The organism is Micromonospora thermarum (genome assembly GCF_012034245.1).
Lineage (GTDB): Bacteria > Actinomycetota > Actinomycetes > Mycobacteriales > Micromonosporaceae > Micromonospora > Micromonospora thermarum.
Window position 1 is genome coordinate 90,725 of sequence record NZ_JAATEO010000005.1, and the last position, 26,717, is coordinate 117,441.

General features: G+C 72.4%; 22 protein-coding genes and 3 pseudogenes. 8 read left to right on the forward strand and 17 right to left on the reverse strand.

Annotated elements, in window-relative coordinates; all coding sequences use genetic code 11:
* Positions 1 to 135: 135 nt before the first annotated feature.
* On the forward strand, positions 136 to 1,344 hold the full coding sequence (locus HCJ94_RS06620) for a DUF349 domain-containing protein (RefSeq protein WP_168000081.1): 1,209 nt from the start codon (positions 136 to 138) through the stop codon (positions 1,342 to 1,344).
* 87 nt (positions 1,345 to 1,431) lie between these two features.
* Here HCJ94_RS06620 and miaB read toward each other — a convergent pair whose 3' ends face one another.
* The gene (gene miaB / locus HCJ94_RS06625) at positions 1,432 to 2,931 is read right to left on the reverse strand and encodes a tRNA (N6-isopentenyl adenosine(37)-C2)-methylthiotransferase MiaB (protein ID WP_168000082.1); all 1,500 of its coding nucleotides are present in this window, start codon (positions 2,929 to 2,931) and stop codon (positions 1,432 to 1,434) included.
* A 53-nt stretch (positions 2,932 to 2,984) separates the two neighbouring features.
* On the opposite strand from miaB, the gene HCJ94_RS06630 reads away from it, so the two are divergent.
* Complete coding sequence (locus HCJ94_RS06630) at positions 2,985 to 3,215, forward strand: DUF2277 family protein (protein ID WP_168000083.1); 231 nt, start codon at positions 2,985 to 2,987, stop codon at positions 3,213 to 3,215.
* A gap of 26 nt (positions 3,216 to 3,241) precedes the next feature.
* Here the strand turns inward: HCJ94_RS06630 and HCJ94_RS06635 are convergent, their stop codons facing one another.
* Positions 3,242 to 3,721 carry a hypothetical protein gene (locus tag HCJ94_RS06635; RefSeq protein WP_168000084.1) on the reverse strand — a complete coding sequence of 160 codons (480 nt, stop codon included), beginning with the start codon at positions 3,719 to 3,721 and terminating at the stop codon, positions 3,242 to 3,244.
* Positions 3,722 to 3,919: 198 nt separating this feature from the next.
* Positions 3,920 to 4,909, reverse strand: coding sequence for a selenide, water dikinase SelD (gene selD / locus HCJ94_RS06640; RefSeq protein WP_168000085.1), 990 nt, complete (start codon positions 4,907 to 4,909; stop codon positions 3,920 to 3,922).
* A gap of 181 nt (positions 4,910 to 5,090) precedes the next feature.
* Between selD and HCJ94_RS06645 the strand changes: the two genes are divergently transcribed.
* The 4 genes from HCJ94_RS06645 (at position 5,091) to HCJ94_RS06660 (ending at position 8,421) form a co-directional block, all read left to right on the forward strand.
* Positions 5,091 to 5,846 carry an amino acid ABC transporter ATP-binding protein gene (locus HCJ94_RS06645; RefSeq protein ID WP_168000086.1) on the forward strand — a complete coding sequence of 252 codons (756 nt, stop codon included), beginning with the start codon at positions 5,091 to 5,093 and terminating at the stop codon, positions 5,844 to 5,846.
* A gap of 59 nt (positions 5,847 to 5,905) precedes the next feature.
* Entirely contained in the window at positions 5,906 to 6,772 is an 867-nt protein-coding gene (locus HCJ94_RS06650; RefSeq protein ID WP_168000087.1) for a glutamate ABC transporter substrate-binding protein, read from the forward strand.
* A 78-nt stretch (positions 6,773 to 6,850) separates the two neighbouring features.
* Positions 6,851 to 7,525, forward strand: coding sequence for an amino acid ABC transporter permease (locus HCJ94_RS06655; protein ID WP_168000088.1), 675 nt, complete (start codon positions 6,851 to 6,853; stop codon positions 7,523 to 7,525).
* Positions 7,525 to 8,421, forward strand: a complete 897-nt coding sequence (locus HCJ94_RS06660) for an amino acid ABC transporter permease (protein ID WP_168000089.1) — start codon at positions 7,525 to 7,527, stop codon at positions 8,419 to 8,421. Before HCJ94_RS06655 ends, HCJ94_RS06660 begins: the two co-directional genes overlap by 1 nt.
* A gap of 163 nt (positions 8,422 to 8,584) precedes the next feature.
* On the opposite strand, the gene rny is transcribed toward HCJ94_RS06660, so the two are convergent.
* From rny to HCJ94_RS06700, 10 genes and pseudogenes are all read right to left on the reverse strand, one after another.
* Positions 8,585 to 10,351 carry a ribonuclease Y gene (rny, locus tag HCJ94_RS06665; protein WP_168000090.1) on the reverse strand — a complete coding sequence of 589 codons (1,767 nt, stop codon included), beginning with the start codon at positions 10,349 to 10,351 and terminating at the stop codon, positions 8,585 to 8,587.
* 788 nt (positions 10,352 to 11,139) lie between these two features.
* Positions 11,140 to 11,823, reverse strand: a complete 684-nt coding sequence (locus HCJ94_RS06670) for a regulatory protein RecX (RefSeq protein WP_168000091.1) — start codon at positions 11,821 to 11,823, stop codon at positions 11,140 to 11,142.
* A 9-nt stretch (positions 11,824 to 11,832) separates the two neighbouring features.
* Positions 11,833 to 12,282 (reverse strand): annotated as a pseudogene (locus HCJ94_RS30880) (recombinase RecA family protein); the annotation flags it as partial.
* 222 nt (positions 12,283 to 12,504) lie between these two features.
* Positions 12,505 to 13,059 (reverse strand): annotated as a pseudogene (locus HCJ94_RS30885) (LAGLIDADG endonuclease); the annotation flags it as partial.
* A gap of 60 nt (positions 13,060 to 13,119) precedes the next feature.
* Positions 13,120 to 13,971: pseudogene (gene recA / locus HCJ94_RS30890) on the reverse strand (recombinase RecA); the annotation flags it as partial.
* Between the two features lie 184 nt (positions 13,972 to 14,155).
* On the reverse strand, positions 14,156 to 14,356 hold the full coding sequence (locus HCJ94_RS06680) for a DUF3046 domain-containing protein (protein ID WP_168000093.1): 201 nt from the start codon (positions 14,354 to 14,356) through the stop codon (positions 14,156 to 14,158).
* 3 nt (positions 14,357 to 14,359) lie between these two features.
* The gene (locus HCJ94_RS06685) at positions 14,360 to 15,751 is read right to left on the reverse strand and encodes an MFS transporter (protein WP_168000094.1); all 1,392 of its coding nucleotides are present in this window, start codon (positions 15,749 to 15,751) and stop codon (positions 14,360 to 14,362) included.
* A gap of 131 nt (positions 15,752 to 15,882) precedes the next feature.
* Entirely contained in the window at positions 15,883 to 17,022 is a 1,140-nt protein-coding gene (locus HCJ94_RS06690) for an acyl-CoA dehydrogenase family protein (protein WP_168000095.1), read from the reverse strand.
* A gap of 71 nt (positions 17,023 to 17,093) precedes the next feature.
* Positions 17,094 to 17,798, reverse strand: a complete 705-nt coding sequence (locus HCJ94_RS06695) for a UdgX family uracil-DNA binding protein (protein WP_168000096.1) — start codon at positions 17,796 to 17,798, stop codon at positions 17,094 to 17,096.
* A 255-nt stretch (positions 17,799 to 18,053) separates the two neighbouring features.
* The gene (locus tag HCJ94_RS06700) at positions 18,054 to 19,394 is read right to left on the reverse strand and encodes an aminotransferase class I/II-fold pyridoxal phosphate-dependent enzyme (protein WP_168000097.1); all 1,341 of its coding nucleotides are present in this window, start codon (positions 19,392 to 19,394) and stop codon (positions 18,054 to 18,056) included.
* A gap of 38 nt (positions 19,395 to 19,432) precedes the next feature.
* Here HCJ94_RS06700 and HCJ94_RS06705 point away from each other — a divergent pair, with 38 nt between their 5' ends.
* Together HCJ94_RS06705 and leuE are read left to right on the forward strand one after the other, a co-directional pair.
* Positions 19,433 to 20,677: a bifunctional pyridoxamine 5'-phosphate oxidase family protein/GNAT family N-acetyltransferase gene (locus tag HCJ94_RS06705; RefSeq protein WP_168000098.1), complete on the forward strand. Its 1,245-nt coding sequence runs from the start codon at positions 19,433 to 19,435 to the stop codon at positions 20,675 to 20,677.
* Positions 20,674 to 21,342 carry a leucine efflux protein LeuE gene (gene leuE, locus HCJ94_RS06710; protein ID WP_168000099.1) on the forward strand — a complete coding sequence of 223 codons (669 nt, stop codon included), beginning with the start codon at positions 20,674 to 20,676 and terminating at the stop codon, positions 21,340 to 21,342. Before HCJ94_RS06705 ends, leuE begins: the two co-directional genes overlap by 4 nt.
* A 108-nt stretch (positions 21,343 to 21,450) precedes the next feature.
* Here leuE and HCJ94_RS06715 read toward each other — a convergent pair whose 3' ends face one another.
* The 4 genes from HCJ94_RS06715 to HCJ94_RS06730 all read right to left on the reverse strand — a co-directional run bounded on the left by HCJ94_RS06715 (position 21,451) and on the right by HCJ94_RS06730 (position 26,706).
* Entirely contained in the window at positions 21,451 to 22,380 is a 930-nt protein-coding gene (locus HCJ94_RS06715) for a sporulation protein (RefSeq protein ID WP_168000100.1), read from the reverse strand.
* Positions 22,381 to 22,542: 162 nt separating this feature from the next.
* Positions 22,543 to 23,607, reverse strand: coding sequence for a hemolysin family protein (locus HCJ94_RS06720; RefSeq protein WP_168000101.1), 1,065 nt, complete (start codon positions 23,605 to 23,607; stop codon positions 22,543 to 22,545).
* Positions 23,604 to 24,962, reverse strand: coding sequence for a hemolysin family protein (locus tag HCJ94_RS06725; protein ID WP_168000102.1), 1,359 nt, complete (start codon positions 24,960 to 24,962; stop codon positions 23,604 to 23,606). Before HCJ94_RS06725 ends, HCJ94_RS06720 begins: the two co-directional genes overlap by 4 nt.
* A 184-nt stretch (positions 24,963 to 25,146) precedes the next feature.
* Positions 25,147 to 26,706: a M28 family metallopeptidase gene (locus HCJ94_RS06730; RefSeq protein WP_168000103.1), complete on the reverse strand. Its 1,560-nt coding sequence runs from the start codon at positions 26,704 to 26,706 to the stop codon at positions 25,147 to 25,149.
* Positions 26,707 to 26,717: the final 11 nt, after the last annotated feature.

Here is a 26,717-nt window from a genome sequence, read left to right on the forward strand (position 1 = left end):
CGTATGGTCACGGTCGGCGATAGGCGCTCGACGGGAACGGGGGCGCACCTGTGACAATGCCGAGGAGAAACTTGGCTGCGCAGTGGCGGTGCTCGCGGGACTGACCCGCGACGCCGGGAGAACGAGGATGGGCACATGAGCGACTGGACTGCCTTCGGACGGGTGGACGCGGACGGCACCGTGTACGTCAAGACCGCCGAGGGCGAGCGGGTGGTCGGATCCTGGCAGGCGGGAGCACCGGAGGAAGGGCTGGCCCACTTCGCCCGTCGCTTCGCCGACCTGGTGACCGAGGTGGATCTGACCGAGGCTCGGCTCAACTCGGGCGCGGCGGACGCGAGTCACTCGCTCAGCACGATCCGCCGGCTGCGCGCCTCGCTGGCCGAGGCACACGTCGTCGGCGACATCGACGGGCTGGCTGCCCGGCTGGACCGGCTCGCCACCGTCGCCGAGGAGAAGGCCGGTGAGGCCCGGGCGGCCCGGGACGCGGCCCGCACGGAGGCGCTCGCCCGCAAGACCGCCCTGGTCGAGGAGGCCGAGAAGCTGGCCGCCGAGTCGACCGGCTGGAAGACGGCCGGGGACCGGCTCAAGGAGATCCTCGACGAGTGGAAGACCATCCGCGGGGTCGACAAGAAGACCGACGGTGAGCTGTGGAAGCGGTTCGCGGCGGCCCGGGACGGCTTCACCCGCCGGCGTGGCGCCCACTTCGCCTCGCTCGACGCCCAGCGCAAGCAGGCGCAGACGGTGAAGGAGGAGTTGGTCGCCGAGGCCGAGAAGCTCCAGGAGTCCACCGACTGGGCGGCCACCGCGGGCCAGCTCAAGGACCTGATGAACCAGTGGCGGGCGGCACCGCGCGCCTCGAAGGAGGCCGAGCAGCGGCTCTGGGAGAGGTTCCGGGCCGCGCAGGACGCCTTCTTCTCCCGGCGCAGCGAGGTCTTCTCGGCGCGGGACAACGAGCAGCGCGCCAACCTGGAGCGCAAGCAGGCGCTGCTGGCCGAGGCCGAGGCGCTGGACGTCGACGGCGACCCGAAGGGCGCCCAGGCCAAGCTGCGGGAGATCCAGGCGCAGTGGCACGAGGCCGGGCGGGTGCCCCGGGAGGCGGCGGCGGGCCTGGAGCGGCGGCTGCGCGCCGTCGACGACAAGGTCCGCGAGGTGATGGACTCGGCCTGGCGGCGCACCAGCCCGCAGGACAACCCGCTGCTGGCCCAGATGCGGGCGCAGGTCGCGGAGGCCGAGGAGCGGCTGGCCCGGGCCCAGGCCGCCGGTGACGCCCGCCGGATCAAGGAGGCCGAGCAGGCGCTCGCCTCGAAGCGTCAGTTCCTGCAGCTCGCCGAGCAGGCCGGCTGAGTAGACACGCCCGGAAAGCCCCCGACTCCGCACGGAGCCGGGGGCTTTCCGTCCGTCCGGCCGGTGGCCGTCGGGCCCCGACCCTCGTCAGTGGGCGGCGCAGCCCGTCGTCGGCGCGGGCGCCGCGGCCGGCGCGCCGATCGTGGGCAGGCCGAGCAGCACACCCGGGGTACGCGGCGCACGCCCCGCCTCGGCCGCGTCCCCGGCCCGGGTACGCCGGTGCGCGAGCGGCTCGCCGTCGGCGTTGAGGTGGTGCGGGGCGGCGTACGTGACGACGGTGTGCACGATGTCGCCCGGGCGGATCTGTCCGGCGAGCGAACCCGCGTCGAAGTGGACCAGGCGGCCGTCCCGGGCGCGCCCGGACATCCGGCCGGTGCGCTCGTCCTTGCGACCCTCGCCGACCGCGACCAGCACCTCGACGGTCTCCCCCACGAGCTTCCGGTTCTCCGCCCAGGTGATCTCCTCCACCGAGGCGATGAGCCGCTCGTACCGCTCCTGCACGACCTGCTTGGGCAGTTGCCCCTCCATGGTCGCGGCCGGGGTGCCGGGGCGCTTGGAGTACTGGAAGGTGAACGCCGAGGAGAACCGGGCCGCCCGGACCACGTCGAGGGTCTTCTCGAAGTCGGCGTCGGTCTCGCCGGGGAAGCCGACGATGATGTCGGTGGTGATCGCCGCATCCGGCATGGCCGCCCGGACCTTCTCGATGATGCCCAGGTACCGCTCCGACCGGTACGACCGGCGCATCGCCCGCAGCACGTCGTCGGAGCCGGACTGCAGCGGCATGTGCAGCGAGTGGCACACGTTCGGGGTCTCGGCCATCGCGGCGATCACGTCGTCGGTGAAGTCCTTCGGGTGCGGGCTGGTGAACCGGACCCGCTCCAGCCCGTCGATGTCGCCGCAGGCGCGCAGCAGCTTGCCGAACGCGTACCGGTCGCCGAACTCGACGCCGTACGAGTTGACGTTCTGCCCGAGCAGGGTCACCTCCAGCACGCCCTCGTCGACCAGGGCGCGGACCTCGGAGAGGATGTCGCCGGGGCGGCGGTCCTTCTCCTTGCCGCGCAGCGAGGGCACGATGCAGAACGTGCAGGTGTTGTTGCAGCCGACCGAGATCGACACCCAGCCGGCGTACGTCGACTCGCGGCGGGTGGGCAGGGTGCTCGGGAAGACATCGAGCGATTCGAGGATCTCCACCTCGGCGGCGGCGTTGTGCCGGGCCCGCTCCAGCAGCACCGGCAGCGACCCGATGTTGTGCGTGCCGAAGACCACGTCGACCCAGGGCGCCTTGCGGACGATCTCGCCGCGGTCCTTCTGGGCGAGGCAGCCGCCGACCGCGATCTGCATCCCCGGGTGCTTGTCCTTGACGGGGCGCAGATGACCCAGGTTGCCGTACAGCCGGTTGTCGGCGTTCTCCCGCACGGCGCAGGTGTTGAACACCACCACGTCGGGGGTGTCGTCGGCGTCGGCCGCGCGCACGTAGCCGGCCTGCTCCAGCAGGCCGGAGATGCGCTCGGAGTCGTGCACGTTCATCTGGCAGCCGTACGTGCGCACCTGGTAGGTGCGCGGGCTGCTCGCCGCTGCGGTAGTCATGACGTGGACAGCGTATCCGGACAGCCCGGATGGACCGGAATCGAGGAGGAGCCGTGTGCCGGAGCATCAAGACCCTGCGTGAGCCGTACACCCCGGAGGTGACCGACGCGGACATCCAGGCCGCGGCGTTGCAGTACGTCCGGAAGATCTCCGGGTTCCGCGCGCCGGCCGCCCACAACGCCGCGGCGTTCGACGCCGCGGTCGCCGCGGTCGCGACGGCCACCGCGACCCTGCTGGGCCAGTTGGAGGTACGCGGCCAGCGCGCGGCCGGCGCGCGGAGCTGAGCGCTCCGGGCCGGCCTCGCCGTCGGTCAGGCGGCGGCGAGCGCGGGGAGCACCGAGTCGGGGGCCCAGCGCGAGCGGTGGCAGCGGGACCAGCCGCAGCAGCCCGGGTTGGCCTCGGTGCAGAGCCGCTGGTTGCTGAGGACCTCGCCGTCGTCGGTCTCGCGGACGTCGAAGTGCACCGGGCGGATCGTGCCGTCGGGGGCGACGAGCAGGTGCCGGGTCTCGTCGAGCGTGTCGTCGCGCAGCACGCAGTTGCGGTCCAGCAGGCGGGCCAGGGCCGCGATGCTGGGCAGCTCGGCCAGGCTGTCGGGCACCCCGTAGCAGTCGACGATCGTGGCGAACTCGCCCGGCGCCTGCCAGATGTCGCAGACCACCGCGTACCGGGGCAGCCGCACCGGGTCGGCCACCGCCAGGGGCATCACCACCCGGCCGAGCGCCTCGGCCAGCGCCGGCCAGACCTCCGCCGGCCGCACCTGGTCGATTCTCCAGTTCCACAGCTCGGTCATGCCGCCTCCTCGCTGTGCTCGTCCCACCGGCCTCCGGATCGGGCCTTACTGACGATGGTGGGGTGCATTTGACCTCAGCCGGGGGCAAGTTACCGGTCTGTGACCATTCCGGGCAAAATTTCCTCGGGCCCCATTGCTCCGAGTAGCGGGAAGGTGACAGTTTATCGGGTATGGTGCCGCGCTGAGCACTCGACACGGTCAGCGCAGGACGATGAGGTGCTCGCCCCGGGGAAGCAGCTCGCCGATCACCGGGGCGCCGGGCAGTTCGCCCGCCACGAGCAGGCCGCCCGAGGTCTGCGCGTCGGCCAGCAGCAGGCGGTCCGCCTCTCCGGCCGGGCCGAAGTCGGTCCACGGGGTGACCCAGTCCAGGTTGCGGCGGCTCCCGCCGCTGACGTGGCCGTCCCGCACCGCCTCCCGGGCACCGGCCAGGTACGGCACCCGGGCGGTGTCGATCGCCACCGTCAGCCCGCTGGCCCGGGCGAGCTTCGACGCGTGGCCGAGCAGACCGAAGCCGGTGACATCGGTGCCGCATCGGACGCCGGCCGCCACCGCCGCCCGCGCGGCCTGCCGGTTCAGCGTGGTCATCGTCACGACCGCCTCCGGGAAGCGCTCCCCGGTGGCCTTGTGCCGGGTGTTGAGCACGCCGACGCCGAGCGGCTTGGTCAATGACAGCGGCAGCCCGGCCCGCCCGGCGTCCAGCGTGATCAGCTCCTCCGGCCGGACCGTCCCGGTCACCGCGAGGCCGTACTTCGGGCCCTCGTCGTCGACGCTGTGACCACCCGCGAGGTGGCAGCCCGCGTCCTGCGCGACGTCCCGCCCGCCGCGCAGCACCTCCCGGGCCAGCTCCAGCGGGAGCACGTCCCGCGGCCAGCAGAGCAGGTTGAGCGCGACGAGCGGCGTTCCGCCCATCGCGTACACGTCGGAGAGCGCGTTGGTGGCGGCGATGCGCCCCCAGTCGTACGCGTCGTCGACGACCGGGGTGAAGAAGTCGGCGGTGCTGACGAGGCCCGTACGCTCGTCGAGCCGGACCACCGCCGCGTCGTCGCCGTGGTCGAGACCGACCAGCAGATCGGCCGCGCCCGGGGCCGGGCCGAGGCCCGCCACCATGGCCTCCAGCTCGCCCGGCGGGATCTTGCAGGCGCAGCCGCCGCCCCGGGCGTACCGGGTCAGCCGGACCGGTTCGGTCATCCCCACATGATCTCCGTCGCGACCGGCGACCGCCAGTCGAGCGGTCAGAATCGGACTCCCGGCACGTCTCGCCAACGGTGTTACCGCTCCGTGACCAACTGAGTTGCATTCCGCCACATCACCCCGCCTACAGTGGCCCAACCGGGGGTCATCCGACCTCGGCCGCGCGACGACAGGGACGGTGGACGACGTGACGACGGGCGAACCGCTCATCGTGCTGGACTCGGTCAACAAGTGGTTCGGGCCGCTGCACGTGCTGGACGACGTCTCACTGTCGGTCGGGCGTGGTGAGGTGGTCGTGGTGATCGGCCCGTCCGGCTCGGGCAAGTCCACGCTCTGCCGCACGATCAACCGGCTGGAGCCGATCAACTCCGGGACCATCACCTTCGACGGGCAGCCGCTGCCGGCCGAGGGCAAGGCCCTGGCCAAGCTGCGCAGCGAGGTCGGGATGGTCTTCCAGTCGTTCAACCTCTTCGCTCACAAGACGATCCTGGAGAACGTCACCCTGGGGCCGCTGAAGGTCCGCAAGGAGAAGCCGTCGGTCGCCCGTGAGCGCGGCCTGGCCCTCCTGGACCGGGTCGGCATCGCGAACCAGGCCGACAAGTTCCCGGCCCAGCTCTCCGGCGGCCAGCAGCAGCGGGCGGCGATCGCCCGCGCGCTGGCGATGCAGCCCAAGGCGATGCTCTTCGACGAGCCGACCAGCGCGCTCGACCCGGAGATGGTCGGCGAGGTGCTGGACGTGATGACGTCCCTGGCCCGCGACGGCATGACGATGGTCGTCGTCACCCACGAGATGGGCTTCGCCCGGCACGCCGCCAACCGGGTCATCTTCATGGCCGACGGCAAGCTGGTCGAGGACGCTCCGCCCACCGAGTTCTTCGCCAACCCGCGCAGCGAGCGGGCCAAGGACTTCCTCTCCAAGATCCTCACGCACTAGGCGTCCGTATGTGGAGCAACGCCGTCCCCCGGTGGGCTCCGTTCAAGAAGGAGAAGAGTATGCGTATCAAGCGCGTGGCGGCCGTCGCCGCGGTCGCCGCCCTCTCGTTCGCGATGACCGCCTGCGGCGGTGACAGCGGGACGGGCTCCGGCGGTTCGGGCGCCAGTGGCATCGTGGGCAAGGCCGAGGGCCAGAAGAAGCTCGTGATCGGCGTCAAGGCCGACCAGCCGGGCCTGGGCCTGCAGACCGGCAGCCAGTACGAGGGCTTCGACGTCGAGATCGCGAAGATCATCGCCAAGGGCCTCGGCGTCGAAGAGGGCAACATCGAGTGGAAGACCACAGTGTCGGCCAACCGTGAGCCCTTCATCCAGCAGGGCACCGTCGACCTGGTGGTGGCGACCTACACCATCAACGACGAGCGCAAGCAGAAGATCAACTTCGCCGGCCCCTACTTCATCGCGGGGCAGGACCTGCTGGTCAAGGCCGACTCGACCATCACCGGCCCGGAGCAGCTCGAGGGCAAGAAGGTCTGCTCGGTGAGCGGCTCGACGCCGGCCAAGCGGATGCAGACCGAGTACCCGAAGGCGCAGCTCCAGCAGTTCGACGCGTACTCGAAGTGCCTGCCGCTGCTGGAGAACGGCCAGGTCGACGCGGTGACCACCGACGACATCATCCTCGCCGGCTACGCCGCTCAGGACCAGTACGCCGGCAAGTTCAAGGTGGTCGGCAAGACCTTCTCCGAGGAGCCGTACGGCATCGGCCTCAAGAAGGAGGACAAGACCGGCTGCGAGAAGATCAACGAGATCCTCAAGGCCGCCGCGTCCGACGGCAGCTACAAGGCCGCGTGGGACAAGACCCTGGGCAAGAGCGGCAAGGCCGCGCCCGAGCTGGACACCACCAAGCTGACCAACTGCGGCAGCGTCTGACCGGTTCCGGGGCCGGCATCCCACGGGGATGCCGGCCCCGGCCTGTCACCCCCGCCTCGACGCCACGGGAGCCGAAGCATGCACGTATTCGCTGATCCGACGAACTTCGACGCGTACCTGTCGGGCTTTCTCTGGATTCTGAAGCTGACCGGCGCGTCGGCGGTCTTCGCCCTGGTGATCGGCGTGCTGCTGGCCGCGATGCGGGTGTCTCCCGTGCCGGTGCTGCGGGGCTTCGGGGCGGCCTGGGTCAACATCTTCCGCAACACCCCGCTCACGCTGGTCGTGTTCTTCTGCTACTTCGGCCTCTTCTCCACCCTGGGCCTGAGCCTCGCCGAAGACCTCAACCTGAACAACTACTGGCTCGGTGTGATCGGCCTGTCCGTCTACACCGCCGCGTTCGTCTGCGAGGCCGTGCGCTCCGGCGTCAACACCGTGCCCACGGGCCAGGCCGAGGCGGCCCGCGCGCTCGGGCTCACCTTCGCCCAGACACTGCGGATCGTGGTGCTCCCGCAGGCCACCCGCTCGGTTGTCGCGCCGTTCGGCAGCATCCTCATCGCGCTGTGCAAGAACGCGACGATCGTCGGCACCATCGGCCTGATGGAGTCCTCGAACGTCATGAAGGACCTGCTGAACGCGAACGGCGACGCGGTCATCCCGATCTTCCTGGTCTTCGCCGGCACCTTCGCCGCGCTCCTCATCCCCACCGGCTACTTCTTCGGCTGGCTGGCCAACCGTCTGGCGGTGAAGCGCTGATGAGCACCAGCTCCGTCCTCTACGACCACCCGGGGCCCCGTGCCCGCATCCGCAACAACGTCCTCAGCGTCGTCTTCGGCGTCGGCGTGGTCGCGCTGCTCTGGTGGGTCTACTCGAAGTTCGACGCGGCCGGCCAGTGGGAGGCCGTGCTCTGGAAGCCGTTCACCGAGCCGGCGACCTGGACCCAGTTCATCCTGCCTGGCCTGTGGGCCACGCTGAAGGCAGCCGCGGTCGGCATGGTGCTCTCGCTCGTCTTCGGCATCGTGTTCGCCGTCGGGCGGCTCTCCGACCACTGGTGGATCAAGGTCCCGGCGGGCGCGGTCGTGGAGTTCTTCCGCGCCGTCCCGCTGCTGCTGATGATCTTCTTCGTCTTCTACGGCGTGCCGTTCCTGATCCAGGGCCCGGTGAGCGCCTTCTGGGCGGTGGTCGTCGGTCTGACCCTCTACAACGGGTCGGTGCTCGCCGAGGCGTTCCGCGCCGGCATTCGATCCGTGCCCGGCGGCCAGTCCGAGGCCGCGTACGCGATCGGCATGCGCAAGAGCCAGGTCATGCAGCTCATCCTGATCCCGCAGGCCGCCCGCGCCATGCTCCCGATCATCGTCAGCCAGCTCGTGGTGCTGCTCAAGGACACCGCCCTCGGCTACATCGTGGCCTACCCCGAGCTGCTCCAGCGCGGCGTCAACGACCTCGCGGCCAACAAGGGCAACATCGTGGCGGCAGCGATGGTGGCGGCGGCCATCTACATCGTGATCAACTCGCTGCTCACCGCCCTCGCCGGCTGGCTCGACCGGCGTTCGCGCACCCGTGGTCTCCGGGTACCCAGGCAGACGCGGCCGGCCGCTGCCGCCGACTCCACCCCGGAGGGCGGCGCGACGGTGTCCGAGCCACAGGGCTGAGTACACAAGATCGGGAGGGGGAGAAGGGCGGCGCCCTTCTCCCCCTCCCGATCACACGTCTCGCGTCAGGATTCTTCCTGCCCCTGCTGGACGCCGAAACTCGCCACGCGCTTGGCCCGCGGACGAACCACACCGAGGCCTGGTGCCAGCGGAATTGCCGTGGTCAGCGGGCGATCTCGGTGACGCGGGACTCGCGGACCACGGTGACCCGGATCTGCCCGGGGTAGGTCAGCTCCTCCTCGATCTGCTTGGCCACGTCCCGGGCCAGCACGGCGGCGCCGATGTCGTCGACGTCCTCCGGCTTCACCATCACGCGGATCTCCCGCCCGGCCTGCATGGCGAAGACCTTCTCCACGCCGAGCTTGCCGGCCGCGATCTCCTCGATCCGCTCCAGCCGCTTGACGTACGCCTCGAGGCTCTCCCGCCGCGCGCCCGGCCGGCCGCCGGAGCACGCGTCGGACGCCTGCGTGAGCACCGCCTCGATGGTCTGCGGCGGCACCTCGTTGTGGTGCGCCTCGATGGCGTGGACGACGTCCTCGCTCTCCCCGTACTTGCGGGCGAGGTCGGCGCCGATGATGGCGTGGCTGCCCTCCACCTCGTGGGTGAGCGCCTTGCCGATGTCGTGCAGGAACGCGCAGCGCTTGATCGTCGGCACGTCCAGCCGCAGTTCCGCCGCCATGATGCCGGCGATGTGGGCCGTCTCGACGAGGTGCTTGAGGACGTTCTGCCCGTACGACGTGCGGTAGCGCAGCCGGCCGAGCAGGGTGACCAGCTCCGGGTGGATCTCCGTGATGCCGGCCTCGACCAGGGCGTCCTCGGCCGCCCGCTGGCAGAGCTGCTCCACCTCGTGCCGGGCCAGGTCGTAGACCTCCTCGATCCGGTGCGGATGGATCCGGCCGTCCAGGACCAGCTTCTCGAGCGTGAGCCGGCCGACCTCGCGGCGTACCGGGTCGAAGCAGGAGAGCAGCACCGCCTCCGGGGTGTCGTCGATGATCAGGTTGACGCCGGTCACCGACTCGAAGGCCCGGATGTTGCGCCCCTCGCGGCCGATGATCCGGCCCTTCATCTCGTCGCCGGGCAGGTGCAGCACGCTGACCACGCTCTCCGCGGTCTGCTCGCTGGCGACCCGCTGGATGGCGTCGACGACGATGTGGCGGGCGCGGTCCTCGGCGGTGCTGCGCGCGTCCGACTCGATGTCCCGGACCAGCAGCGCGGCCTCCCGCTTGGCCTGTACCTCGATCGCCTCGATCAGCTCCGCGCGGGCCGCGTCCGCGGTCAACCCCGCGACCCGCTCCAGCTCCCGGCGGCGGTGCTCCTCCGCCAGCGCGAGCTCCGCCTCCCGCTGGGTGAGGGCGGACTCGCGGGCCGCGAGAGCCGCGCTGGCGGCGCTGAGCTGCCGCTCCCGCTCGGCGAGCCGCTCCACCTCCTCGGTGTGCAGCCGCTCCCGCTCGTCCATCCGGGCGGCCCGGCGCTCCACCTCGGCGGCCTGTTCCCGGGTCGTCGCGGCGAGGACCGCGACCTCCCGCTCACCGCTGCGCCGCGCGGTGGCCCGCAACTGCTCGGCGTCGGCCTCGGCCTGCTTGTGGGCCCGCTCCAGGATGGTGTCCGCCTCGGCGCGAGCGTCGTCGAGCACCCGACGCGCCTCCGCCCGGGCGGCCTTCGCCTCCGCCTTGGCGGCCGCCGCCTCGGCCCGTGCCGCCGCGGCGGCCGATTTCGCCACGTCGATCGTGCTGTTCGCCTCGTCCGCCGCCGAGCGGAGCGCGGCGAGGGACTGCTCCTGGCGATCCTTCTCCGCGATGAAGGCCGGATCCTCCGGGGCCGGCGCCGTCCCGAGGCGCCGCACCACGCGGACACCGAACAGCACCGCCCCGAGCACGACCAGTGTCAGCAGCAGGACGGCCACGAGAAGGACGACATCGAAAGGGCTCATGCCACACCCCCCGCGGCCCGCGCCGCGACAGGCGTCCGGGGAGAACATGGAAGCCGTCGGCCCCTCCAGGGGCCGTTCTCCTCCAAGATCTCCCGCGCTCCGGAAGGTCCCGCGTGGGGCACGGCGGCGGCTGAGGGAGGCCGTGCGCCGGGCCTGCCGACCCGCCCGCTCATGTCGGCCTCCCTGGTGACACCTGCCGCCTCGCCATGGCGCGCCTCCCCTGAACGTCGCGCCGCAGGCACGTGCCGGTGGGCACGCTCCTGCGGCTCTGGACGCCCGACCGGAGCGGCTGGCCGTGGGTAGCGCTCCCCGCCGGCGGTGCCCGGGTGGCATCGTCGGCGTCAAGTGCAGTTGTCACGTCGGCTCCGGACCGGCCAGTCCGGACCTGAACCAGGGCCGATGGATCGGCCAAAGTGATGCTGTTCTGTTACGCGATCTATGTTGTGCGCTTAGCCTGCGCTGGTCGGGCAATGTGAGCCTGTATGGCGAGGCTAGGTCTCCGGGGGCGGTCTGGTCAAGAACTCATGATCAAACCCCCCGAACGGAGAGAATCTGCGAGGCGACTCTCCGCTGATGAGAGGCAGGACAGCGGAGGACAAACGGGGACACGCCGCTGGCTGGTTCGGCTGGCGCGGCGGTGACAGCCGGTCCGGCGGCCCCGGTCCGCGCGGGGCGGTGACAGCCGGTGCGACCGGTGCGGCCGGCTGCGGGTGCGACCGGTGCGGCCGGCTGCGGGTGCGACCGGTGCGGCCGGCTGCGGTGCGGTCGGGGCGGCTGGCGTACGCCGGTCAGTCGAGCGGGCGGCTCTCTCGGTCGAGGTCGCCCTCGGCGTCGGCGAGGGCGTCCTCGTCGATCTGGTCGGCGAACTCGGCCGCCTCGGCGCTCTGCGCCGCGAGGGCGTCCTTCACCGCCCGGATCGCCACCCCCGGCGGGTAGCCCTTGCGGGCCAGCATGCCGACCAGCCGGCGGAACACCGCGTCCGGCTCGCCCCGTGTGGTGCGGAGCTTCCGCTCCGCCAGGGCTCGGGCGGTCTCGGCCTCGGTGTCGTCGTCCAACTCGCCGAGCGCCGCCTTGGCGACGTCCCCGTCGACACCGCGCTGACGCAGCTCGGTCGCGAGCGCCCGGCGGGCGAGGCCCCGGCCGGCGTGCCGGCTGGAGACCCAGGCACGGGCGAAGGCGGCGTCGTCGATGATGCCGACCTCGTCGTACCGGTCGAGGACCGCGGCGGCCACCTCCTCGGAGATGCCTCGCTTCGCCAGCGCGCCGGCCAGCTCGGCGCGGGTGCGCGGGCGTACGGAGAGCTGACGCAGGCAGATCTCCCGGGCCACCTCTGCCTCGTCATGAGGCGGGGTGGCCTCGGCGTCAGTCCCGGTGTCCCGGGACCGGCGACCGCGGCGGGGTGCGGGAGCGTCACCCGTGCGGGGCGGACTGGCGTCCCAGCCTCGCCCCGTACGGGCGCGTCGTGATGCCACGGGTCAGGATCAGAAGTCGACCGGCGGCAGCTCCGGGCCACCGGCGGCGTCGCCCGCGCCGATGCCGACGCCGAGCTTCTCCAGGATCTTCTTCTCGATCTCGGCGGCCACGTCCGGGTTCTCCCGGAGGAACTCGCGGGCCTTCTCCTTGCCCTGGCCGAGTTGGTCACCGTCGTACGTGTACCACGCGCCGGACTTGCGGATGATCGCCTGCTCGACACCGACATCGATCAGCGAGCCCTCGCGGGAGATGCCCTTGCCGTACATGATGTCGAACTCGGCCTGCTTGAACGGCGCGGCGACCTTGTTCTTCACGACCTTGACCCGGGTGCGGTTGCCGACCACGTCGGTGCCGTCCTTGAGGCTCTCGATGCGACGCACGTCGAGCCGGACCGAGGCGTAGAACTTGAGCGCCCGACCACCGGTGGTGGTCTCGGGGCTGTTGTGCACCATGACGCCGTCCACGAAGTAGTTGTGGTTGCCCTCCACCTCGATGTCGAACCGGTTCATGGAGCGAGTCTTGGGCTTGACGCGCACGTCGATGACCCGCGCCGGCACCGGGGTGAGTTCCTCCGGGACGAACTGCGGCTCGACGGCGCACTGCCCACGGAACCGCGGCAGCAGCTTGGACTCCACCGCCGCTGGTACGTACGGCGCAATCAGCTCCTGGAACCGCGCCGACGACTCTGTGGTGAACACGATCGACGCGGTCCGACGAGCGCCCCGGGCGACCAGCTTCACATCCATGCCGTAGGCGTCACGCAGATGCTCCACCAGACGGTCCCGGCTGCCCTCCGCCATCGCCTCGACACAGATCTCGATCCGCCCCGATCCGCCGGCCGTACGCTCCTGAACGCCCTTGGAACGCAGCGTGAAGCACCCGTCGTCCATGTACCAGATGGCGAGGGCGAGCGGGGTCAGCGCCTTGAGGTAATCCCAGCTGAGGTGCTTCTTGCCGTCGCCCAGGTAGACCGCACGGCGCAGCTCGTCCAGCTCGGGCAGCGGCGTGAAGTCGACGAACGCCGCACCACGGGCGTCCGCGCGTCGGGAATGGCTGATGTTGCCGAGCAGGGACACCTTCCAATCGAGGTAGTCGACCTGCTGGGCTCCGTGGCCGAGGCGGAAACGCCCCCCCGAGCGGTCTTGGCGGTTCGGTGAAAGCGCACCGTCGCCCATCAGTGAGCCGAGGATCACCTGCCACTGCTGCTCGCTGAGCCGTCGGGACTCGGCCAGCATGACCCGGTCACCGGCGATCAGCTCTCCCGCCTCGCGCCAGCCGCCCGGCGTGCGCACCAGGTGATTGGGCGTGGCGGCGAACTGGGCGCGACCGTTGCCGCCCGACTTGGCGACGGTGAACTGGAGGAACTGCTCCGCCGGCCCGTTGTTGAACCAGTTGGTGATCCGCTTGGGCTCCACCCGGTCGGTCTCCGGGTTGTAGGACAGGACCTCGACGTCCAGCCGCTGGTTGACGATCTTGCCGATCTTCTCCTGCGTGCCGTCGGCGAGGGTGACCCGGGTCGAGTAGGACATGCAGCCGAACATCACGCCGATCTTCTCGCGGAGCTGGTTGATGAAGATCGCCGTCGTGCCGGTGTTGTTGAGCACACCGGTCATCTTGCGCAGCGCCTGGCTCATCAGCCGGGCCTGGAGACCCACGTGGCTGTCGCCCATCTCGCCCTCGATCTCGGCGCGCGGCACCAGCGCGGCGACCGAGTCGATGACGATGATGTCGAGCGCGCCGGAGCGGACCAGCATGTCCGCGATCTCCAGCGCCTGCTCGCCGGTGTCCGGCTGGGAGACCAGCAGGGCGTCGGTGTCGACGCCGAGGGCCTTCGCGTACTCCGGGTCGAGCGCGTGCTCGGCGTCGACGAAGGCGGCGATGCCACCGGCCCGCTGGGCGTTCGCCACCGCGTGCAGTGCCACCGTGGTCTTACCGCTGGACTCCGGGCCGTAGATCTCGACGACCCGGCCGCGGGGCAGACCGCCCACGCCGAGCGCCACGTCGAGTGCGATGGAGCCGGTCGGGACCACCGCGGTCTGGATGACCGGACGCTCGCCCAGCCGCATCACCGAGCCCTTGCCGAACTGCTTGTCGATCTGAGCGAGAGCAAGGTCGAGTGCCTTCTCCCGGTCTGGCGCTGCCGCCATCGTTGCCACCCCTGCCTTCGCCGGCGTCTTTGCTGAGCTTCGCGTCACGCGGACACGCTAGGCGCTGGGTCCGACAGAAAACCAGCGACGAGGCCGCGAGCTGTGGACGAGCACCCCGCTGTGGACAATAGCCGAACAGGTGTACGACTCGGCAAGCGACACGCGGAAGCGGAGAAAAGGCTGCTCAGCGTAGTCGGGCAGGCACCCGGTCGGGGTACGCGGCGACGACGGCCCGCCACACGACGTGCGTCTCCTCCCCCGCGGCGAGGGCCTGCTCGATCGTCCGCCCACCGAGCTGGGACAACACCTGGTCGCTGGCGATGCTGGTCGCGTACGCCGGCCCGAACGCCTCCTCCAGTCGCGCCCAGAAGTCGGTCAGCCGCACGTGTCAGTCCTCCTTGTCGGGTGCCCCCACGGACACCGGACGCAACGCTAGCGCCACCAGAGGCACCACCGTGATCGCCGCCAGCAGGGTGAGCACCGGATAACCCGCCGCCCGCATGACAAACCCGCTGACCGCGGCGGCCCCGGCGCCGGACAGGCCCATGATCAGGTCGGAGAATCCCTGCACGCTCGGCCGGACCGCCGCCGGCACCGACTCCGACAGCAGCGTGGAACCGGCCACCATGGTGCCGGACCAGCCCAGCCCCAGCAGGACGAGACCGACCGAGAGCCGGGGCGTGTGATGCCCGGCGGTGCCGGCGACCGCGCACGCGGCGAGCAGCAGCCCGACGCCACCGAGGATGACCGCACGTCGCCCGAGCCGGTCCGTGAGCCAGCCGACCAGCGGGGACAGCGCGTACATGCCGGCGATGTGCAGGCTCAGCACGATGCCGACCACCCGCAGGACGTCGGCGTCCCCGTGCGACTCGCCGAGCCGCACCGGGGTCATCGACATCACCGCCACCATCACCACGTGACCGACCGCCACGGCCGCGATGCCGAGCCGGGCCGCCGGGAGGCCGCGTACCACCTGCCAGGCCGCGCGCATCCCGGCGCCGCGCCGGGCGGCCGGGGTCGCGACGGTGGCCGCGGCCGGCGGAGCGACCGGCGCGTCGGCCGCCGCGGGCGGCAAGGCGGCGGGGGCCTCGACCTCGACGGTGTCGGGCGGCGGAGCGGCCGGCGCGTCGGCCGCCGCCAGCCGGCGGGCGGTGAGCAGCGGGTCGGGCCGCAGCAGCGCGAGGAGTACGCCGGCGGCGAGCACGAACGCGGCGGCGCTGAACGCGAACGGGCCGGCCAGCGGCGGCAGCCCCCACCCGCTGGTGACCTCGTCGGCGAGCGCGGCGAAGTTCGGTGCGGCCACGGCGCCGATCGTGGTGGCCCAGACGATGATCGAGAGCTGGCGACCCCGGCGGGCCGGGTCGGCCAGGTCCACGGCGGTGTAGCGGGCCTGGAGGTTCGCGGCCGTGCCCCCGCCGAAGAGCAGCATGCCGAGGAAGAGCAGCGGCACGGACCGGGTGACCGTGGCGACCACGACGAGCACCGCGCCGACCGCGCCGACCAGGTAGGCGACGACCAGTCCCGGCCGGCGGCCGTGCCCGTTCATGATCCGGGTGACCGGGACGGCCAGCAGCGCACCGCCGACCACGGCGGCGCTCTGCGCCAGGCCGGCGACCGCGGTGCCGGCGACCCGGGCGGCGAGCAACGCCCCGACCGCGATGCCGATGGTCACGCCGATGCCGCCGATGACCTGGGTGCCGAAGAGCAGGCGCAGCGTCCGCCGCTGGATCGGCGCGACGTCGGGCCGGGCAGGCGCCGGCGCGGTCAGGTCGGTGGCCATCGGCGACTCCCGGAGACGTAAGGGGTGGACGAGGTCCCTATCCTTGCGCATCCACCCGGGCCGACGGCAGCCGGTTTCGCCGGTACGTGCGCCGAGGTCCCGGCGTGCCAGCCAGGGACTTCGACACCGCCCTAGAGGCCGAGGCCGCGTCCGATGATCTCCTTCATGATCTCGGTGGTGCCGCCGTAGATGGTCTGCACCCGGCCGTCGAGCCACGCCTTCGCCACCGGGTACTCCAGCATGAAGCCGTAGCCGCCGTGCAGTTGCACGCAACGGTCGGCGACCTTGTTCTGCAGCTCGGTGGTCCACCACTTGGCCTTGGCCGCGTCGGTCACCGAGAGGCGCCCGGCGTTGAACTCGGCGACGCAGTGATTGACGAACGTCCGCGCGATCGTCACCTCGGTGTCGAGCTCGGCCAGCAGGAAGCGGTTGTGCTGGAACTTCCCGATCGGCCGGCCGAACGCCTCGCGGCTGCGGGCGTAGTCCAGGGTGACGGCGAGCAGCTTCTCCGCGGCGGCCACGGCGCCGACCGCGATGCTGAGGCGCTCCCGGGGCAGGTTCGCCATCAGGTGGTAGAAGCCGTGGTTCTCGGTGCCGATCAGGTTCTCCGCCGGCACGCGGCAGTCGTCGAAGAACAACTCCGCCGTATCGTTGGCCTTGAGGCCGACCTTGGCCAGCCGCCGGCCCCGGCTGAAGCCGGGCGTGCCGGTCTCCACGGCGATCAGGCTCACCCCGTGCGCGCCCTGGTCGGCGGTGCGGGCGACGACCACCACCAGGTCGGCCATCTCCCCGTTGGTGATGAACGTCTTCTGCCCGTTGAGGACCCAGCTGTCGCCGTCGCGGACCGCGCTGGTGCGGACGCCGGCCAGGTCGGAGCCGGCGCCGGGCTCGCTCATCGCGATCGCGGTGACGAGGTCGCCGGAGCAGAAGCCCGGCAGCCACCGCTTGCGCTGGTCGTCGGTGGTCAGCTCGGTGAGGTACGGCGCCACGACGTCGTTGTGCAGGCCGAACCCGAGCCCGGAACAGCCCGCGGCGACGATCTCCTCGACCAGCACCGCGTTGAACCGGAAGTCCTGCTGGCCGCCGCCGCCGTACTCGGGGTCGACGTCCATGCCGAGCAGCCCTGCCGCCCCGGCCTTGCGCCACACGTCCCGGTCGACGATCCCCGCCGCCTCCCAGCGCTCGTGGTGCGGCACGGCCTCGCGGGCCAGGAACTCCCGGCACAGGTCGCGGAACTCGTCGTGATCCCGCTCGTACAGATGCTGCTCCATGGCGGCAAGTGTGGCACCGCTCACCCGCCCTGCCCAGAGGTGGTCAGCCGCCGCTCCCCGGCGGGGGCGGGTCAGACGGCGAGGGCGCGGGCGGCCACGGTGAGGTCGGCGACCAGGCCCTCGTAGGCGACGTCCCGGTTGTCCGCCCGGAGCACCGCGGACGGGTGGATGGTGGCCAGCAGGCGGGCCTGCGGAGCGTCGGCCACCCTGCCGGCACTGTCCACCGGCACCCGTTTGAAGTGCTCGGGGTACTGCGCGGCGTCCGGCCAGGGCAGCAGCTCCCCGCGCTGCTTCGTCACCCGGAACGCCGGGCCGAGCAGCGCCTTGGCGGCGGTGGCCCCGAGAACCACCACGACCTCCGGGTTCAGCTTGGCGAACTCGGCGACCAGCCAGGGCCGGCAGGCGACGATGTGTACGCGGTCCGGGGTCTGGTGGATGCGCCGCTTGCCCCGTAGCTCGAACCGGAAGTGCTTGACGGCGTTCGTCAGGTAGATGTGCCCCGGGTCCAGCCCGGCGTCGTCGACCGCCTGTCGCAGCAGCCGCCCGGCCGGGCCGACGAACGGCAGCCCCTTCTGGTCCTCCATGTCACCCGGCTGCTCGCCGACGAGGACGACCCGGGCGCTTTCGTCGCCGCGGCCGAAGACGGTCTGCGAGGCGTCCTGGTAGAGCTCGCAGCCCCGGCAGTCGGCGGCGGCGGCGCGCAGGGCGTCGAGCGTGTCGGCCTTGGGCGGGATGAACAGCTGGGCACCTGGCGCGGTCTCGGTCTGCTCGGCCATGCGGACTGTTATATACCCGTCCGGGAGACGATGCCGGGAACGGCGAGTTGCCCGTCAGTATCCGCCGCCGCCGTCCCCACCGCCGGACGCCAACGCGATCACCACGATCACGAGCACGATCACCGCCACGATGACACCGATCCAGACGCCCCGCTTCGACCCGCCGGCTGCCATGGTCACTCACCTCCGGCGCCGCGCTTACCCGCCCGAACACCCCTCATGCCTGGCCGGAAGCGCGTGGTCCGAGCCCGCGGATCAGACGGTGAAGCCCGGTGCCGCGGCAGGTCGGAGGGCATGGGCCACCACATCGGCGAGCGGCGGCAGGTCGGCCTCGTCGAGCGTGCTGACGGTGAGGCGGACAGCGGGCTCGGCGCCGATCCGGTAGAGCACGCCGGGCGCCACCGCCCAGCCCGCGTCGCGCAGGGCGGTCACCACGCTGGTCTCGTCGGGAACCGGAACCCAGACGTTGATGCCGGTGCGCCCTCGGGCGGTCACTCCCCGAGCCGCCAACTCGGCGAGCAACCCGGCGCGGCGCCGCTCGTAGCTTCTCCCCGCCCGGTTGACCAGCACGGCCACCGACGGCTCGGACCACAGGTCGACGACCAGTCGTTGCAGCACGGTGGACACCCAGCCGGCGCCGGCGCGCAGCCGCCCGGCGACCCGGGCCACGGTCGCCTCGTCGCCGGCCAGCACCGCCAGCCGCAGGTCCGGCCCGTACGGCTTGCTGACCGAGCGGACGAAGGCCCAGCTCGGGGTCGCCCCGGCGAGCGGGTGCAGCGGGACGCGGGCCAGCTCGGCGGCGTGGTCGTCCTCGATCAGCAGCAGGTCGGACCGACCGGCGAGCAGCGCCCGCAGCCGCCCGGCCCGCTCGGCGGAGACGGCGGCGCCCGTCGGGTTCTGCGCGCGGCTGGTGACGACCAGCGCCCGGGCGCCGAGGGTCAGGGCGGCGGCGACGCCCGCCTCGGTGGGCCCGTCGTCGTCGACCGGCACACCGATCGGCCGCAGCCCGAGCGCGGCGACCAGGTCGAGCAGGTTGGCCCAGCCCGGGTCCTCCACCGCGACCGCGTCGCCCGGGCGCAGATGGGCGCCGAGCAGGCGCTCGATGCCGTCCAGCGCACCGCCGGTGACGGTGATCTCGGCGGCCGGCACACCGTCGGCGGCGAGCCGCTCCCGGGCCGCGTCGGCGAGCGCGGGCAGCACGGCGCTGCTCGCGTACCCGGAGGGTGGGCCCAGGTGGGTGGCGAGCGCGGCCAGGTGCGGGCCGAGCGGCGGCAGCAGCCGGGGATCGGGCTGACCGAGCCCGAGGTCGCGGACACCGGCCGGGGGTGGCGGCAGCAGGGCCGAGCGGCCACCGGCCACCGGCGGGCGGGGCCGGACGCGGGTGCCGTGCCGGCCGGCGGTGACGATCAGGCCCCGGTGGCGGAGCTCCTGGTAGGCCCGCGCGACGGTGGCCGGGCTGACCGCCAGTTCGGCGGCGAGCGCCCGGACCGCGGGCAGCGGGTCACCGGCGGCGAGGGCGCCGGAGCGGATGCCGGATTCGACGCTGGCCGAAATCGCGGCCGACGTGGCCCCGGCGATCTGATAACGTGCTGACACAGTCCAGAGATTGTACTAGCACAAAGGCTGGATGTCACATGTACGCTGCCACCCCCCGCACCACCGCCACCCGCTCGCGGGAGCGGATGAGCTACGACCCGGAGGCCGCGCACGCCGTGCTCGACGAGGCGTACGACTGCGCGCTCGGGTTCACCGTCGACGGGGAGCCGCGCGTGCTGCCGACCCTCCACGTCCGCGTCGGAGACACGCTCTACCTGCACGGCTCGACCGGCAGCCGGCCGCTGCTCGCGGCCCGGGGCGAGGGTCTCCCGGTGTGCGTGGCGGTGACGCTGCTCGACGGGCTGGTCTACGGCCGCTCCCAGTTCCACCACAGCGCCAACTACCGGTCGGTGGTCGCGCACGGCACCGCTCACCTGGTCACCGACGCCGGCGAGAAGGCCCGGGTGCTGGCCGCGCTGGTCGAGAAGGTGGGCCGGGGCCGCAGCACCGACAGCCGCCCGCCGACCCGGCGCGAGCTGGCCGAGACCGCCGTCCTGGCGTTGCCGCTGCGCGAGGTGTCGGTCCGGTCCCGCACCGGCGGGGTCCGCGACGAGCCGGGCGACCTCGACCTGCCGCACTGGGCCGGGGTGGTGCCGCTGCGGCTGACCGCCGGCGTTCCCGAGCCGGACGCCGGGGTGACCGCGCCGGTGCCGGCGTACCTGCGGGCGGCCCGCTCGCCCTGGCTGGAGCCGGTCGTCCTGCGTGGCGAGCACGTGGTGCTGGAGCCCCTCGACCTCGCCCACGCCGAGGAGCTGCTCGCCGCCACCGCCGACCCGGAGGTCTGGCGGCATCTCGGCGGCCGCCAGCCGGTCGACGCCGGCGAGATGGCGGCCGTCGTCCGGGCCTACCTGGCCGCGGGGCACCAGGGCAAACGGGTGCCCTGGGTGCAACGCTGCGCGGTCACGGGGGCGGTGGTCGGCAGCACGTCCTACTACGAGGTGGACCCGGAGCGACGGTCCCTCGCCATCGGACACACGTGGCTCGGGCGCCCCTGGTGGCGCACCGGCGTCAACACCGAGGCGAAACTGCTGCTGCTCACCCGCGCCTTCGAGGAGTTGGGCGCGGTCCGCGTGGTGTGGCACACCGACATCCGCAACGAGCGCTCGCAGCGCGCCATCGAGCGTCTGGGCGCGACACGGGAGGGTGTGCTGCGGATGCACAAGCAGCGCGCCGACGGCTCCTGGCGGGACACGGTGCAGTACGCGATGACCGTCGATCAGTGGCCAACCGCACAGGTCAGGCTGCGGGAAAGGCTTCGCCCGGCGGTCCCGGCGGCGTCATGATGTCGGGCGTGCTGGGGATCACCGACATCTGGACGTACGTGCTGGGCACCGTGGCGATCGTCCTGCTGCCCGGGCCCAACTCGCTCTTCGTGCTCTCCACCGCGGCGCGGCGAGGCGTGGGAACGGGATACCGGGCGGCGACCGGGGTCTTCGTCGGTGACGGGGTGCTGATGTTCCTCTCCGCCGCCGGGGTGGCGTCGCTGCTGAAGGCGTACCCGCCGCTCTTCCTGGTGATCAAGTACGCGGGCGCCGCCTACCTGGGCTACGTCGGGTTGAGCATGCTGCGCGGGGCCTGGCGGCGCTGGCGTACGCGCAACGACCCGGACACCCCGCGGCTCATCGACGCGGCGGACCCGGCGGAGATGCGCAGCCCGTTCCGCAAGGCGGTGGTGATCAGCCTGCTCAACCCGAAGGCGATCCTGTTCTTCGTCTCGTTCTTCATCCAGTTCGTCGACCCGGCGTACGCGTGGCCGGCGCTGTCGTTCCTGCTGCTCGGGCTGATCGCGCAGGTCACCAGCGCGCTCTACCTGACCGCGCTGATCTTCGCGGGCACGTTCCTGGCCGCCCAGTTCCGTCGCCGGCGCCGCCTCGCCGCGGGTGCGACGAGCGGGGTCGGTGCCCTCTTCCTGGGCTTCAGCGTCAAGCTCGCCACCGCCAGCGGCTGACCCCACCCGGGCGGCCACGTGCCGCCGCCACCGCGACCGGCATCGCCGGCCGTGCCGCGTCGCGTGCCGTCGCCATGGCCGACGCCGGCACCGCCGCGCCGTGCCGCGTCACGTGCCGTCGCCGCCCCCGCCCCCGCCGCCGATGCCGGCGCCGCCGGCCGTGCCGCCCAGGCCGAACCCGGGATGGACCGGTTCGTCGGGCGGGCGGCTGACGTGGGCCGATTCGGTGATGTTCGCCGACCAGTCGGCGTGCGACGCCGCGGCGGCGTGCCGGTTGATCGCCATCCGCAGCCACCCGTCCACCGTCGAGACCCAGTCGCGCCGCTCGGTGCCGGCGTGCCAGATCCGGAAGCGGCTGATGCTCTGGTGGGTGATCCCGGCCAGGGCGAGCCGCCGGTCGCACCAGAGGAGCACCTCCAGGCCGGCCGGGTTCGTAACGAAGATCACCTCCAGTTCGGTGATCGGCCCGGCGTACAGCGGCGCGACCCAGTAGCCCAGCCGCTGGTGCAGCGGAAGGGCCTGCTCGACGCCGGGGAGCCGGCTGTCGACCAGCCCGGCCTGACGCATCCGGAACCCGAGCGTGTCGAGGGCGGTCAGGATGTGCGCCTGGGCGGGCAGCGGGTGCACGAAGACCGGCACCATCGCGCCCTGGTCGAGTTGCGGCTCGATCGCCACCTCGGTCCGCAGACCCATCCGCATGCTGAGGATCGGCACTCCGCCGAAGATCGTCACCGGGGTTTCCCACGGCATCGGGAACTCGAACGGGATGCTCCGGGCCCGCCCGGCACGCAGCGCGAAGGCGCCGGCCACCTGCGCCTGGTGGAACTGCACGAGGCGGCGGGGCGCGTCCGGGTCCTCCGGCTCGGCGGTGGCGACCAGGCCGAGCCGGACGTGCAGCACCGGCACGTCGGTGGAGCCCGCGCTGACGAGCACCCGCCCCGGCAGGTGCAGCCCCGGGCGGGTGCTCGGGTTGGCCAGCGCGGTCCGGACGGTCAGACCCGTCCAGCCCGACTCCGGCGACACCCCCGTCAGCCGCACGCCACTCCCCCGTTCCGGCGTCGACGCGCCGGGCGGACGCCCGGCACCCGCAGCCGGTAGGAGCGGCCGCGGGGCCGGCGGCGCGGACGCCGGCCGACCCCGCTTACCCCTTGGCGCCTGTTTCACAAGTGTCGGCCGGCACGGTGAAACAGGCCCTGCGTCTCACCGCAACCGTCGTCCGCGCGGCACCGGGTCGGTCTCGTCGTCGAACTCGCCGATGACCTCCTCGAGCAGGTCCTCCAGCGCGACGAAGCCGATCGGGCGGGCCGGCCCGCCGCCGTTGCGGACCAACGCCAGCTGCGACTGCCGCGCCCGCATCGCCGCCACCGCCTCCGTCACGGTGGCCGACGCCGGCAGGGTGAAGGCGGCCGTCATCAGCTCGCCGGCCGTCGCCTCCGGACGGGTCGCGGTGGCGCGCACCGCCTCGCGGACGTGCACCAGGCCGCAGACGTCCCCCACCTCGTCCAGCACGGCGAGACGCGACCGGCCGCTGTCCCGGCTGACCTGCTCGACCCGACCGGCGTCGTCGCCGCGGCGTACGGTGACCATCCGGTCGAACGGCTCCATGATCTGGGCCACCGTGGTGCCCTGCAGCTCCAGCATGCTGGTCAGCAGCTCGTGCTGCTCGGCGCCGAGGAGGCCGTGCTCGCGGGACTGCTCGAGCAGGATGCGCAGCTCGTCCGGGCCGTGCACCTGGGCGAGCTGGTCCTGCGGGTTGACCTTGACCAGCCGGAGGATGCCGTTGGCCAGGCTGTTGAGGACCGACAGCACCGGCCGGGCGATCCAGGCGAAGGCCCGGAACGGCAGCGCCAGGAGCGTCGCCGACCGCTCGGCGTCGGTGATGGCCCACGACTTCGGCGCCATCTCGCCGACCACCAGGTGCAGGAACGTCACCACGCTGAGGGCGAAGATCAGCGCGATGGCGTGGCTGGCCGCGTCGGGCAGGCCGACGGCGTGGAGCAGTGGGCTGAGCAGGTGTTCGATCGCCGGTTCGGCGAGCGCACCGAGGCCCAGCGTGCACAGGGTGATGCCCAGCTGCGCGCCGGCGAGCATGAGCGACAGCTCCCGTACGCCATCCAGGGCTGCTTTCGCGGCACGGCTGCCGCCGGCGGCGGCCTGCTCCAGGCGGTACCGCTTGCTCGCCACGAGGGCGAACTCGGCGGCCACGAAGAACCCGTTCAGCGCGAGCAGGACCACCGAGGTGAAGAGTGCGACGCCGGGGCTCACGCGGTCACCTCCTGGCGGCCGCCCGGCTCCATGAGGCGGAGCCGGACCGAGTCGGCCACGTGCCGGTCGACCGCGAGCACCTCGACCAGCGCCCGCGTGCCGACGGCGGCCTCGTCGCCGTCCACGGGCAGGGTGACCTCCAGCCGGTCGCCGACCTCGGGCACCCGGCCCAGCTCCCGCATGACCAGGCCGGAGAGGGTGTCGTACTCCGGGGCCTCGGGAAGCGAGATGCCGGTGCTGTCGGCGACCTCGTCGATGCGCCAGCGGGCGGGGACCACCCACGAGCCGTCGTCCTGCCGGGTCGGCGTCCGCTCCGGCGGGTCGTCCTCGTCGCGGATCGGGCCGACCAGTTCCTCGGCGATGTCCTCCAGCGTGATCACGCCCGCGAAGCCGCCGTACTCGTCGACCACGCAGGCGAGCTGCCGGTGCCCGGACCGGAGCCGGTCCAGCACCGTGGGCAGCGGCAGGGTCTCCGGCACCAGCAGCGGGGGTACGGCCACCGCGCTCACCGGGGTGGTGGCGCGGCGCTCCAGCGGTACGCCGAGCACGTCGGCGATGCCGATGACGCCGACGACGTCGTCCACGCCCTCCGCGCCCCGGACGGGGAACCGGGAGCGGCCGGTCTCCAGCAGTTCCACGACCCGGCTGACCGGCTCGTGCGCGCGGACGGTGTGCACGTCGACCCGGGGCACCATCGCCTCCCCGGCGGTGAGCTGCCGGAAGTCCAGCCCACGGTCGAGCAGGGTGGACATCTCGGCGGTCAGGCGCCCCTCCTCGCGCGACTCCGCGATGATCTGTTCGAGGTCCTCCGGGGTGGCGCCGCTGGGCAGCTCCTCGATGGGCTCGATGCCGATCCGGCGGAGCAGCCGGACGGCGGAGCGGTCGAAGAGCTTGATCAGCGGCCCGGCCACCTTCAGGTACATGAGGGTGGAGCGGGAGAGAGCGCGGGCGAGCGGCTCGGCGCGGGCGATGGCGAGGTTCTTCGGGGCCAGCTCACCCAGCACCATCTGCACGATGGTGGCGATGAGCAGGGCCAGCACCACGGACAGGGGCAGGCTCACGGCGGCCGAGACCCCGGCCACGCCGAGCAGGTCGGCCAGGCCCGCACCGAGGTACGGCTCGGCGACGTAACCGACCAGCAGCGCCGTGACGGTGATCCCGAGCTGGGCGCCGGAGAGCATGAAGGAGAGCCGGCCGGTCACCTCGAGGGCCCGGGCGGCGGCCTTGTCGCCACCGTCGGCACGCTGCTTGAGCCTGCCGCGGTCCACGGCGACGTAACCGAACTCCTGAGCCACGAAGTAGCCGGTGGCTGCGGTGAGAACGATGATGAGGAGAAGACCGACGACGATCAGCACGGGTGGCTCAGGGCTCCCGTACGGGTCGGGGTCAGGGGGTGCCGGGCGCGACCCGGCTGGCTACTGCTGCCCTCCTGGGCAGAAGAGTCGATCATGCCATCCATTTTATCGGCAATCCGCTGTACGTTCGCTGACAGTGTGGGGAAGGGTCTCCACCGGCGCGGGGACCCTTCCCGTGACACGGTCAGCTCTGGGTGATCGTCACGTCGTCGACGGCCGCCTCGACGAGGCTGGCACCGCTGGCGTCCGCCGCGTCGATGACGACCCGTACCGTCTGTCCCCGTAGAGCCGAGATGTCCGCACTGCCGGTCTGCCAGGCGGCCGTCCGATTGCTCGCCGCCCCGGTGGCGTTCAGCGCCGTGACGGTGCCGGTCCCGACCACGCGGACGCGGAGGTAGTCGGCGCTGCTGGCGTTGGTCAGGTGGGCGAGGTACCAGGAGAACGAGAGAGTCAGGGTGCCCGTCGACGGCAGCGTGACGGCCGGCGACTGGATGGTGCTGACCCCGCCGTCGAGGTCGTACGTCCCGGCGCTGCTGCCGGCGAGCGCGCCGGTGACCAGGTCGAAGCTGCCGCTGACCGTGGTGCCGAGCTGGGTGGTCACCCCGGAGCTGGTGGTGGCGGCGGGGTCGCCGCGCTCCCACGCGCCAGCCGTGGCGGTGTCGGTGCCGGCGGGGTTCCCGGTCCAGCCGGTGGCCGTCTCGAAGGTGTCGCTCCAGACCGTGCTGCCCGGCGGGGTCGCCGCCTGGGCCAGCGCCCACACCGCGTACGCGATCGCGTCGGCGTTGCGGTTCAACGCGGTGTCGTTGATGTTGGTGCTCGTGTCGCAGGAGCGGTGGTAGCAGGGGTCGAACGCCTGTCCCGCGGTGCCACCCCAGAGCGACGCCTGGGCGCTCGACTTGATGCCCTCCGCGCCGGTGAAGGTGCCGCCGGCGGGGATGCCGACGGAGATGAACGGTCCGTAGTCGCTGCGGCCGTCGAAGTCGGTGCCGCGGGTCGGCACGCCGATCGACGTGAAGTACGCCTGGATGGTCTGCTCGATCTGCGCCGAGCCGGCGGGGCCGGGGCCGGCACCCACACCGTCGGAGTTGTCCCCGTCGTAGACGAAGTAGCCGGCGTTCGGCGAGCCCACCATGTCGAAGTTCAGGTACTGCTTGATCTTCGCGCGCTCCGCGGTCGGCAGGGTGTTCACGTAGTGCCGCGAGCCGCGCAGACCCAGCTCCTCCGCGCCCCACCACGCGAAGCGCAGGCGCTTGTCCGGGGTGAAGCCGCTGCGGGGCACGGCGAGCGCCACCTCGAGGATGGCGGCGGATCCGGAGCCGTTGTCGTTGATGCCCGGTCCGGCGGTGACGCTGTCCAGGTGGGCCCCGGTCATCACCACCGCGTTCGGATCCCCGGCCGGCCAGTCGGCGATCAGGTTGTAACCGGTGGCGCCGTTGTAGGTGAACGACTGCACGGCCGTCGTGTAGCCCACGGCGTCGAGCTGCGCCTTCACGTAGTTCACGGAGGCGAGGTAACCGGGCCGGCCGTGCGCCCGGTTCCCGCCGTTGGCGGTGGCGATGGACTGGAACTGCGTCAGGTGGGCCTTCACGTTGGCCAGCGGGATGTCCGGGGCGGCGACGGCGGCCTGCACCGGCGCGGCGTCCGGGTCCACGGACGCGGCGGTGGCCGACGGCGCGGCCACGGCCGTCACCGCCGCGACGGCCAGGACGGCCAGCCAGCCGGAGCGGGAGGTACGGGGTCTCATGGGTCTTCCTC